A 12338-nucleotide genomic window follows, 5' to 3' on the forward strand; every position below is an offset into this window, starting at 1 on the left:
CATTTGGTTATATTCTGTGATAACGTCACGAGATCAATTTTTAAATTAGTTTTGCTTTTTACCTTTTTTTGAGATACCAAAAGCCAAACCAAGACTAGCTAACCCTGCCAATGCACTTAACAAAACGCCACCCTGATTTTCATTAGCATGCGTTGTTGGCAAAATACTTGCCGTTTCAACTGCCTTTGGCGTTTCGGGTGTGGCTGTCTTTTCAACCTTTGGTGTTTTCTTAATGTTGTAATAATGCACTGCAACCTTTTGTGGTTGTGGCTTATCAGCATTTGGCATATCCGCAACCGTTACCTTTTTAACACTAGCAACTGGTACAGCAGGCTCTTGACCTTTAGCAGGTGCGACAACTTGTACATGATGTACTGTTGCTTTCGGTGCCGTAGGCTTCACAGGGTCTTGCTCATAAGTTGGTGCCTTTGGCGCTACATTAGTATTCTTAATTTGCGTTGATACTTGACCGTGTGTATTCCATATCCAGTTATCATCAACAACCAAAACCTGTGTTAGGGGACTAGTCTCATTTGGTGAGATTTTGAATGTTTTGTTAATTTGCGCAGTCTTATTGATTGTTTTTGAGAATGTCGTATTGCCGTCATGGTAAACCGAAAATAGTTCGTTGCCGTCATTGTCATAGACGTGGAAATTGATATTTTGGTTAACCGCTTGGTTTTGATAAGCATTGGTATACGTATATGAATACAATTCAATTGATGAAATCGTCACGGTTTCTGTGCCGTCACCATTTGAAACAATCTTCCAATTGATTTTACCTTTCAAAACACCATGACCAATGATGTGTACACCGTCGTTCATATCGTGTTCCAATGTGAATTCGCCTGTTGTTTGGTCAACAGTGGCATTCATAAAGGTTTGATATTGACCAGATGACGCATCAGTTTGCGTTTGGGCTGTCATGCTTGTCGTATGGTTAGTCCCATTCATATAGTCTTCAAGCGCTTTTTCATAGGCTGCTTTTTTATCAGCATTTGCCTTATCAACCGCTGCCTTTTGTGCTTCATAGTCAGCCACTTGCTTTTGATATTCAGCCGTCAATTTAGCCAATGTTTCAGTATCGGCTTTTTCACTTGCCACACCACTAGCTACTGCTTTGTTGTACAAATCAAGGTTATAAGCCATTGCATCTAATAAATCTTGATCCTCTAAGCCAGTCAAATCTTTGTACTTTGGCGAAACTTTTGAAACTTCAACACTAACATCAAGTCCAGCATTTTTGCTTGCTTCAACTTGCTTATCAAGGTCTAATGTCGCATTGTTCAAATCTGATTGTCCTTTTTCAACCGCTTCATCACGGTCTGCATTAGCTTTGGCGTAATCAGCTTGCTTTTGTTGGTATTCAGCCGTCAATTTAGCCAATGTTTCAGTATCAGCTTTTTCACTTGCCACACCGTCTGCGATTGCTTGTTTATACAAGTTAATGTTATAAGCCATTGCATCTAACAAATCTTGTCCCTCTAGTCCCGACAAGTCCTTATATTCGGGTGAAGATTGAGCGACTTCAACGTTGACTTTGATACCAGCTTTTTCAGTAGTATCAACTTGTTTATCAAGGTCTGATGTGGCATTGTCCAAATCAGCTTGACCTTGCTTAGTGGCATCTGTTTGTTCAGTAGTTGCCGTTTGATAAGCCTGATCGTTTGCTTGTTGTTTTGCCGTGGCATCTTTAACCGCTTGGTCTTGCTTATTCAAATCTGATAAGACTTCATTTGTTTTTGATGAAGCGTTGTCATCATTGATTGTGACATCAGTTGTCTTACCAGTCGTCACATCAACACCAGCTTTTGAAGCGGTGTCTGCACCACTCTTAACAGTATCTTGTGCTTTATCGACCGCATCTTTTGCTTGGTCTTGTGTCACACTTGAACCGGCAGTTGTTGGCACTGTGCTTTTTTCAGCAGTTGAAGAAACAGTTGCAGATTTAGTGGCATCATCAGTTGTCGCTTTGTCCGTAGCTGTACCAGTTGATGAAGCAGTTAATTGAACTTGCTTGTCATTTTGCGTGGCATCAGTGGTTTTAACAGCATGTGCATCAGCATTTGAAACAGTATCAGCACTGACATGTGTGATATTAGCACTCACAGCAACAGCAGTTACTGCAACAGCTCCGATTACCCACAACTTATCTGACTTGTACAACTTATATTTTTTTACATTTTCCATAATTTTCTAAATAAAAAGACTACATATTAGGTAGCCTTTCTTTCCCTTCCTTATAAAGTATTTCTAACACAATCGTGTAGTTTCAAAAAAAAAAGCCTCCGAATGGAAACTTTTCATTTTCACAGAGTAATGTCTGTAAATTTTATTCAATTACTGAAATCTTTTTTAACACTGATTTTGGTACTTTATTTTGTTTAATGGCAGTTGGACCATATAAAACTCTAGTGTTCGATACTTCCGCTTCCAAAAATTCGCCTGGTTTAAATGGTTTGACATTTTCTCCTGATAGCTCAAAAGAAATGCTTTTTTTAGTACCATCAGCGGTCACAAATTCAAAATGATACTGATAACTGTATGATCCTTTAATTACCTTGCCCGTGTCGTCTTTTGTTTCTTCACGATTAGGAACTTTTACGGGCGCCCTAGTATACGCCTTGGACGCTGCATAGGTGTTGTCATAATAATTTCTGACCTGAATTGCTAGGCCAATAACTAAACTTATTGTCAATAGACTTGCAATGATTAAACTGACTTTTTTCATTTTATATTTTTCCTCCTGTATTCTAAGAGATAAATATGGACAATATATTAATAATCACAATGATTAGCATAAAAGCTATATGAAATTTTTTGTGATTAGAAAGAATTGCTATATATTCACGAATTAATGCATTAGGCAAAAAATAGTTACTTGTTTTAGAGCCTATACCATCGATATTCAAGCCAACTAAATGTGCAAAACCCGCTGCTCTAAAAACATGGTAATCATTTGTTGCAAAAATCCCTTTTTGTAAATCAAATCCATTTTCTTCAACAACTTGTTTAGAAAAAAGCATATTTTGATAAGTATTTTTTGATTGATTTTCTACTAGAATATCAGATTTTGGCACCCCGTGATTAATTGCATATTCTCTCATAGCTTCAGCTTCGGCCAACAACTCATCTCGCCCTTGGCCACCAGACATAATTAATTTCATAGGCATTTTATTTTTCTTGAATTGTTGATTTTTGAAGTTAGCAGCTACCATGATTCTTGAGCCGAGCAATGGTGAAACCGTATCACCATTAATCAAACCGGATCCCAAAATAATAGCATATTCTTTATTAAATTTTGGACGAACCACTTTTGTAATCACATAAGATGCAAGAAATGTCAAAACCCAAAAAAGTAAATAATTTTGAAAACCGTATGAAACATTCTCCACAAAATCAATAATTTTGTTGTTTGGAATATATCTATTCAACATACTGAAGACAACTGGAATTAGTAGCAGTAAAATGCCAATAATTAAAGTTAGCATGTTTCCAATTGAATGACTTTCACGCCGCCAAACTATGATGCCATTCCATATAAACAAGAATGCGCTTAAAAATGTCAATAAAAAAATGGGTATGAAAATCAATACCAACACAGCCAAATAGACATAAGTCAACACTTTGTTATTGATCTGGAGAACAATAATAGATAGTGAGACAAAATAACTAAAAATGGTTGCAATGGTTGCCATACCACACAGAAGTCTATAACGGTTTTTCTTGATTAGAAGAAAAGTTATTGACGACATCACAGCTGATGCGGCAATAAAAAATATAGAATAACTAAAATAGTTATCAAAAATATTGCCCATAATAAATGAATCCCCTCTCTTACTTAACTACAATTGTAGCATGAAAGAGGTTTTTACAAAAAAAGCAGAAACTATTGCTCAAAATTTCTTAAAATTTTTTGATGACAAGAGTTTATGTTATTGTGTGATTGATTACATGTAACTCTGTAAAGGTTCTTTGAACGATAATAAATAAAAAGGTCAGCACACTAGCAACAGCCATAGCAACATGTAGCGATTGACCCAAACTCATAAAGAGTAAAAATATAGGGAGCATAGACCCAATATAGACGAGCCAAACTCCAAACATAAAGCCAAAATAAATCATTTTTTGTGCCATTGTAACAACTAAAAAAGACCAATTGTTTAATCGGCCTTTAACCTTTCTACTATATTATGATGCTATTAACCTTTTGCTTTGTCAGCTTGATTAGTCGTTGTCTTACTTTGATTTGATGCTGGCTTTTCGGTTGCCTTTTCGGTTGCCTTTTCATCAAGTGCAACTAACGTGTCAGCATACACTGTCCAATCAGTGGCATCATTACCAGCAAATGCAAACTTCAAACCTTGTGGCACTAACTTGTCCCCCGGCTTCAAACCAGCTTGCAAGCGTTCACTTTCTGCTGGGTCAACCAAAATACGGACAATGTTATCATCATTGCCAACATCGCCTGACTTGCTTTGTTGGATAAAGTTGAACTGATAATTTGAAATAATTGGTTCATCATAATCATCACGGGCAACTTCGCCACGATTATCAGTTTTATAATTAGGTGTAACCCTAAACAAAACTAAATCATGACTATCAAACGCATCAGCACTACGCACACGTCCATGTGGTGTCTTGTCTTTACCTGATACGAATACAGCATCATATTCTTCTTCTGGCAAAGTGTCTGTTTTAGCATCAGACATAGGTAACAAAGTTCCTGTCTTAGTGGCAACACGAGCGCCATTTCTTTGGTTACTGCGAGCAGTACCAGCAATAATTTTTGCATCAATCAGTTTCAACGCTGTGCCAAAAGGCATACTAAAATCAAAGCCAGCCTGTGGTGTAACATTTTCAGTGTTCAATGTGTTGTTCACATTCAACATTGCCACTGCCACATCAGCATTAGCACCAACTAAATTACGCCCAGCAAATGTGAGCTTTCCGATACTTTTTCCTTGTAGTGATAAACTACCAAACTTATTAACCATAATGTAAATCCTCTACTTTCTTTTATAAAATAAAACACAAAAATCATTTGATTTCTGTGTTTTTTAATGTGGAATGCATATTGTGTTTGAATTTAAGCATTGAAAATAATTATATAGTTCTTAAACCTAACTATATGTTGTAACCATTTTTCAAAAAGCGTGACAGCCTAAATTTCTCAGTGTGTCCAATAAACGTATTTTCAATTCTATTTCTTGAACAGATTTTTTTTGGAGGAACTACTTTTTCAAAATCTCCCCTACCATTTTGTGGGCGCATTAATGTTTGATAATAGTTACCTAGCATATCTTGATACTGTACAATAAAAATTTCATAACTACTTGAATATGGCAATAAACCAATATTTTTTTGCCCATCAGCTTTTATAGTTCCTAGGCTTTTTTCCAAAGTCACTGTTGCAAATGGATATTGATTTTTGTTATTTCGTTTCTTTATAAAGTTAGGAAGATGTTCGTGTATATGTTTGTACCAAAAAGACTCTTGGGTTATATCTAAAAAACATCTAAAAATATTTACATTGACCGCAGTATTTACGCCTACATTTTCAACCAACTGAGATTCTCCGTCAATATTCTTCGCTTCATTATTAATTTCTGCATCTTGTATTTTGAATACTAATAGTGGCTGTCGTGATATTCTAATTTGCTTTGCCACATTTTTACTTCCAACGTAAATAGCAATTAAACTAACAAGCGTAGTTTGTTTTAAAATATAAGATATTATAGGATGTATAAATTCCCAAAAGTGCAATGCAATATTAACCAAGTCAGCCACCTCATTATCAATATATCATAAAACCTGCCCTAACAAATAAACTAAATAATAAAAATTCTATTATCTCCGAATAATGTTCACGAACAATCGAAAATAAAGAATTTTATAATCAAAAAAGCAAAAACAGAAATGCCTGATTTTGCTAATATCAATACTGTTTGTAAAAATATACAATAAATATTTACTAACGTTTTCTAATTCACGGGATATAATTCTATTTTGACTATATCCGTCCTTATGATTAACTATGCTAAATTCTCAAATGTTTTAAAGTCGCCTACTTCATAAGTAGGACATTCAAGCAACACTCTTAGGCTCTGCCCATTTCCGAAATGCAATCTAGCACTTTACATTTCTCGACATGTTGTATTTTTGATATCGGAGCGGAAATTGTGACTAACTCAATTTTTCTAGACTTTTCTCTCTTACTGTTTACAGTCTCCGGATTGAACACTTTTCAAAAATACAGTATAATAAATGTATTGAAACATTATATTCTGCACTATTTAATAACCGTGGTGGGGCATTAACTATGTGTCAATCAATATTAAGTTTTCAATGTACAAATTGACTAGCCATTGGCTGGTCTTTTTTTGTGCTTATTTTGTGTTCTTTAGGTTTTCTTAATAATATAAGCCTTTTCTACAAAATAATAAGCACAAGGTATGTTACAGAGGTATTTCAACTTCCATATCAAACCTTATGCTTATAATTTTACATACTCCGGTCAACCCCTAAAGTAACAAATAATCTAAAAAAATTGTTTTTAATTTGGCTAATCCGTTGTCGTTGTTGCGATAGCGGATTTCTTTACAATCTGATTACAAAGACTGTTTTAGTGCTATTTTTGGTTTTGCAGTTCTAAAGTTTAGTTACCATAATTTATTTCTGATTTTGGTCGCATATTTAGTTTTTGCCTTGCCATTTTGACTTTTTTAAGCCAATCAAGCACTTAATTCGTGTTTATCTGGTTATTATTATACGCAAAAATGCAGCCCAAAGCTATTGACTTTGAACTGTCTTAACAATTAGCGATATTTAGCATTTAATGATAATTAAGCTGCCATGATTCGCTTAGTAAAGACTTTTTCAGGTGTTTTGAACCTGAGCACATTTCTAGGACGCTCGTTGATGTCCTGAATGGCGTTTTGAAGCTTACGTTGGGTAATCTTAGTAAAGTCATAACCAGCAGGAAATACACGCCTTAATTCACGATTCATGCGTTCGTTTGTACCACGTTGACCTGGTGATTGTGGATCAGCGTAATATAACTTTTTGCCGTACGTATCTTCAATGCTGTAAATAAATAAACTACTGGTGAATTCTGAGCCACGATCACATGTGATACTGTCACAAACGTTCTCAAATCTTGACATGAAGGTATCTATGGCTGTTTTGACATCTTCTGAGTTCTTACTCTTTGCTTTGACACCAACCATAAAACGTGTTTTTCGCTCTACAAATGTGATTACGAAAGATTGGGAATCTTGAGGACTCATCACCCCATCAATTTCCCAATGACCAAATGTTGAGCGATTATTGATGACTTCTGGACGGTTGTGAATTGAACGCGTTTCAATCATCATCCGTTTATGTTCTGGATTAACTGGTTTTGCCCTTAGATGCCTGCGTCTTTTGCCTTTAAGCGGTAAATCATTTAATGTCGCACTCAGGTTGCGATTAAGTATCCAGTTATAGATTGTCCGTGTGCAAACACCAATTCGTGGCACACCATTTGCAATTTGTTCTGGCGACCAATGTTTCGTTTTGAGATAGTAATCTATCTTTTCGCGTTTTTTAGGTGTAATTTTAGGCTGTGAACGATGCGACTTTGATTGGTAATACTCAGCACGTCTAGTCGCTTGCACAGGTTCGTATGTATGGCGCAATATTTTCTTTTTGCCACGCCAGGTCATGACACGCGCATTACGCTGCAATTCATGTGTAATGGTAGCTCGAGGTCGGTTTAGCTTGCGAGCAATTTCCGCATTGGTCTTACCCGCATCAATCATATTTTTAATCGTAATACGCTCACTAAAGTCTAAACGTGCGTATTTGGATTTGGGATTCTTTTTAGTCATGTGGCAATTATTCCTTCTCTCAATAAGACTATAAAATTGACATTCGGTCAATAGTTAAAATGTTAAGAAAAACAAAAGTGAACAACTGCGCAAATAGCTTGGTATCAGCGTTTGAAGACTGTTATGGTTTATTTATATACGTGTGTATATTAGCAAGTATGATGTAACTATATGCACGTATATATACATGCATATAGTTACAAGTATATACGCTAACATACTCATCAATATGTTTATCTTATATTGATGTGTATACGTATATTGATATAGATAATAGACTTGCTTTTACCTAAATCATGTATCTATATTTTCTAATAATATCGTGCAAATGATTTTATGTAATCGTCATCTATTTGATGTGTTCGTCTGGCTTGACAAGCGTGCTTGTTCATAAGCACACACAAAAAAGCCATCAAATGACGGCTCTATTTGCGCAGTCAATCTGAAGTAAAGATTCACTGTTTAACTTAGGAAAAATGTTCTGAGAGGCCATGCAATATTGTTAAATGTATGAAGTGAGACATGATAAATTTCAAAAAAGAAATGATATATTTAGGAAAACAGACTATCAATATCACATGTCAAGACCCCCATCTGAACACTTTAAATATACCACCTTGTGAAGAACAAAACAAGTGTTATTGTTTATTATTTTATCGCTTGATAAGGACAAAACAAAAAAACAATGCCCTCAGGCACTGTTAATGTATTTATTTACGGAAAAGCTTTTTAACGATTATTTTGCGGAACTTGATTGCTGTTATTCCAAGCAATGTTAGTGCTGCAATACTACCGTACAAAAGTCCTTTAGGCGCTTCACCAAAGCCTGTGTTTGGTGTTGCAGGTGTCTTTGGCTCAGCAGGCTTAGGATTTTCAGTGATATTATTCTTCACTGTATCCGTCTTATAAGTCTGTCCGAAATTAGTTTGAACGGCCGTATTAGTCAACGTACCAGTAGCGTCATCCTTGACGACTGGCTTGAAGGTAATGATGATTTCATGACCCCCATGCGCCTTGAGGAAGGCCTGAACGTCATTTGGTGTAACAATCCACATACCCTTCTTCTCGTCCCATGTGAGTGTTACTTCACTCGCTACAGACTTCTTCGTTGTACTATCAATCAAAGTGAAGTCCGTCTTCGTCGAGGCCGTAATATTGAGCTTAGTTTCGTCATAATCATCTGAGAACGACAATTCCTTTGCTAACACATCATCTGAAATTGAGGCGTCTTTAATACCCTTTAAATCCCAAGTCAATTGATAATTCATTGTTGCCCCAGGCTTAACTTCCTGACCGTTGATGTCGTTACCATCAGCGTCTAGATCTTTTTTTATAGGTGCCACAGCTGGAGTATTATTTGTCACCTCTTTTGAGTCATTACTATCTTGATTGATAGTCTCAGTGAAGGTATTAGTGAAAGTCACGTTGTCTGCATTGGCTGTAACGTAGACATCAGCGATTGGCTTAGCAAAGGCTTTGGTCTTGTCCTTGTTCATTTCAGCCAAATACTCGTCATTAGCTTGATAAGTTACGGTGTGCGTCTTTTCGTCGTAGGTGATCGTGAAATTATCGGAAATATCCGTCTTACCATCAGCACTTAACACTTTACCAGACGTGTAAGTCACATCCTTTGGCAACTTATCCACGTACTTAAAGACGGTCACATCATAAGCGCGATTGGCTGGCAATGCACTTGACGTCAATGAGTAAGTTAGGTCTTGTCCTTTGACAACGGTCTTGCCATCATCACTGCCTTCTTTGTTACCATCATTCGTGCCAACGTCAACGTCCTTGACGGGTTTGACTGTCACGGTTGAGTTGTGAACCTTGTTCGATTCAGTTGTACTATCGTTGAGAATCAATTGATAACTGTTCTCAAACTTGACATTACCCTCGTCAGCTTCAACATACACATCGACAATTGGCAATGCAGCAGCCTTAGACTTGTCCTTGTTTAACTCGGCCAAGTATTCTGCTGTCGCTGTTGCCGTAACAGTGTGTGACTTTTCATCATACTTAATCGTGAACTTGTCTGACATATCCGTCTTGCCATCGGCGCTATAAGCCTTCGCTGACTTGTACGTCACACCGTCAGGCAATGGATCAACATATTTGAGACTGGTAATGTCATCAACGCGGTTAGCCGGCAAGTCGCTAGCTTTCAATGAATAGGTCAGCTTATCACCCTTGTTGACCACTTTATCGTTGTCTGAACCTTCCTTATCGCCAGCATTTTCGCCTTCATCAACATCCTTACTATTTTCCGGTGTGACGTACAACTTGTTTAGGTTGTAGCTAACCGTCAGTGCCGTAGGCTTAGTTGGTGCTGTAGGCTTAGTTGGTGCAGTTGGCTTTGTAGGCTCAGTTGGTTTCGTTGGTGCAGTAGGCGCAGTTGGCTCGGTTGGTTCTTTAGGTTTAGTTGGTGCCACTGGTACGTCAATTTTTGCAAGCGGTGATAACTCTATCCATTTTGCATATTCATTATAATCACCGGCGGTAGAATTACCTTGGCGGTTACGAGTGATAATACGTCCCAATGTCCACGTACCATTATTATTATTTAACGCATTATAGGGAACACCGTTGGTCAATGTCTTTTTAGTATAATATTCATCCGTTTTGTTATTGTGCGAAATAAATAGATTAACACCATACTTAGAGTCTTTTACAGTGTCATAGATAGACGAACCAGTCAACGTTAGATCAGCACCATAATTAATTTCGCCTTTAGCTTGATCTTGCGGGATTGTAGAATTAGGATTTTGAACGATTAAGGTATCCCAGAATCCGTTTCCAAAATGTGACGGGTCTTGTTTCGTGTAATCCAAACTCACCTTAGTGACTTTGATGACCTTTTCAGTTTCATCATAATGGTAAGTATAGGTATACGCTAGCTTACCCTGGAAAAAACCACCATAATAATTATTAAGACTAAATGTGCCAGATTGTTGATGATCAGTAGTTAATTCAGCTATTTTCTCTTTATATTCGGCTACATCCTTCTTATATTGCGCTTCATCAGTATCATATTGCGCTTTATCTAACTTATACTGTGCCAGATCCTTGTCGTATTGGGCTTTCTTTGTATCATATTCAGCCTTAGCCGTTGTATAGGCAGCCAGGTCTTTTTGATATTTAGCTTCTGCAGTTTCATAATCAGCACTGTCCGTATCATACTGTGCTTTATCCTTATCATACTGCGCTTTAGCCTCATCATAAGTGGCCTTATCTTTATCGTACTGAACATTCAACGCTTGTTGCTTCTTCACGATAGCGTTGATTTTATCAGTTTGACTTTGATAATCAGCTAAGATACTATCTTGCGTCTTATCTGAAGCACTCGCTAACACTGTTTGGCTTTTAGTAGCATTTTTTGTAACAGATACACCTGCTTCTTTCGCCGCCGCAATCGCCTTGTTGAGTTCATCATGCTTCACGCTGACTTCAAGACCCTGCTGTTTGCTAGAAGTGGTGGTGTCATCAGCTTTGGCTTGACCATCAAAAGGATGTGATAGGCCCATAATTGCCACAGTAGACAATGCCACTGCCCCAGCAGTGATCAGTTTTTTCTTGTGTTTAATGTTGTGTGTCATAAATATTCTCTCTTTACTTTAATTGTTGTTGTAAATTGCCATCTATGGATGACAAAGGTTGCTCATTAACCAATTCACCCGTCAAAACGATACGCTTTTTGGCGGTGTAATTGGTATAATTGCTTTTTTTGACTTGTGCCCAAAATTCCTGGTCTTCTAGACAAGCAATCAATTTCACTTTAGCTTTGCCAGTGTTGGCAACGGTTAAGGATTGATTCATCTGTCCAACAGGCATGCCATAAGCCAATTGGGTTGCTTTATAGGTGTAAACTGTTTTGCCATCAGAAAGGTATATGGGTTTCCCAAGGGCCGTCTTTTCAGTCATATTCTGTAAAGCGCTAAACTTAGTTGCCCCGTATGGAGAATTGTAGTCGCCCATGTTGTGAGCAAAAATTGGTACTACACCTTGTCCAAATTTAAGGTTAGGTGCATTCATACCAGCCCCAATTGCCAAAACATGATTACTGGTACCTTCATAGACCGCTTCACGAATTTTGAAACTCGGCATGGCCACATGGCCACGTAGAATTTCTGCTTGATCACTTTTAGCCATTTTCAGAAGTTTGGCTGTAGTGGTCAAACCACCCGTTCCAGTATAATCAGGTGTCACACCTTTTTGTTTTGCAACAGAATTGACTTTATCTGCAGTGACAACGGCCTGCTTACTGTGATTGGCACTTAGTTTCTTCACCTGTTGGGCGGTTCGCCATTGCGGGTGATTACCATAAATGACGGCGCCAGTGACAATCAAAATACTCATCACGGCAAACAGAAACGTTGACAGTATAGGATGCCGTTTGTGACGTTTTACAGTCTTTGGCGCAGGAACCTGACGTTTTTTAACTTGTTCTAAATTAATCGCCATATTAGTGCC

The 12338-nt window shown here is 37.3% G+C and carries 8 protein-coding genes; all 8 read right to left on the reverse strand.

The window, feature by feature from the left end; translation table 11 throughout:
* Positions 1-45: 45 nt before the first annotated feature.
* The 8 genes from FGL72_RS03605 to FGL72_RS03645 all read right to left on the reverse strand — a co-directional run bounded on the left by FGL72_RS03605 (position 46) and on the right by FGL72_RS03645 (position 12329).
* Positions 46-2190, reverse strand: a complete 2145-nt coding sequence (locus FGL72_RS03605) for an aggregation substance precursor (RefSeq protein ID WP_146992657.1) — start codon at positions 2188-2190, stop codon at positions 46-48.
* 142 nt (positions 2191-2332) lie between these two features.
* Complete coding sequence (locus tag FGL72_RS03610; protein WP_146955623.1) at positions 2333-2731, reverse strand: DUF1093 domain-containing protein; 399 nt, start codon at positions 2729-2731, stop codon at positions 2333-2335.
* Between the two features lie 22 nt (positions 2732-2753).
* Positions 2754-3698 carry a YdcF family protein gene (locus FGL72_RS03615; RefSeq protein WP_243130160.1) on the reverse strand — a complete coding sequence of 315 codons (945 nt, stop codon included), beginning with the start codon at positions 3696-3698 and terminating at the stop codon, positions 2754-2756.
* Positions 3699-4202: 504 nt separating this feature from the next.
* A complete protein-coding gene (locus tag FGL72_RS03625) occupies positions 4203-4997 on the reverse strand; it encodes a hypothetical protein (RefSeq protein WP_146955620.1) in 795 nt (264 codons plus the stop codon).
* Positions 4998-5127: 130 nt separating this feature from the next.
* Positions 5128-5781, reverse strand: coding sequence for a hypothetical protein (locus tag FGL72_RS03630; protein WP_146955619.1), 654 nt, complete (start codon positions 5779-5781; stop codon positions 5128-5130).
* Positions 5782-6845: 1064 nt separating this feature from the next.
* Positions 6846-7871: an IS30 family transposase gene (locus FGL72_RS03635; protein ID WP_146992662.1), complete on the reverse strand. Its 1026-nt coding sequence runs from the start codon at positions 7869-7871 to the stop codon at positions 6846-6848.
* A 710-nt stretch (positions 7872-8581) separates the two neighbouring features.
* Positions 8582-11464, reverse strand: a complete 2883-nt coding sequence (locus tag FGL72_RS03640) for an SspB-related isopeptide-forming adhesin (RefSeq protein ID WP_146992664.1) — start codon at positions 11462-11464, stop codon at positions 8582-8584.
* Positions 11465-11477: 13 nt separating this feature from the next.
* Positions 11478-12329, reverse strand: a complete 852-nt coding sequence (locus FGL72_RS03645) for a class A sortase (protein ID WP_146992665.1) — start codon at positions 12327-12329, stop codon at positions 11478-11480.
* Between the last annotated feature and the right edge of the window lie 9 nt (positions 12330-12338).

This window comes from Leuconostoc citreum, from assembly GCF_007954785.1.
In the GTDB taxonomy this organism is placed as follows: Bacteria; Bacillota; Bacilli; order Lactobacillales; family Lactobacillaceae; genus Leuconostoc; species Leuconostoc citreum.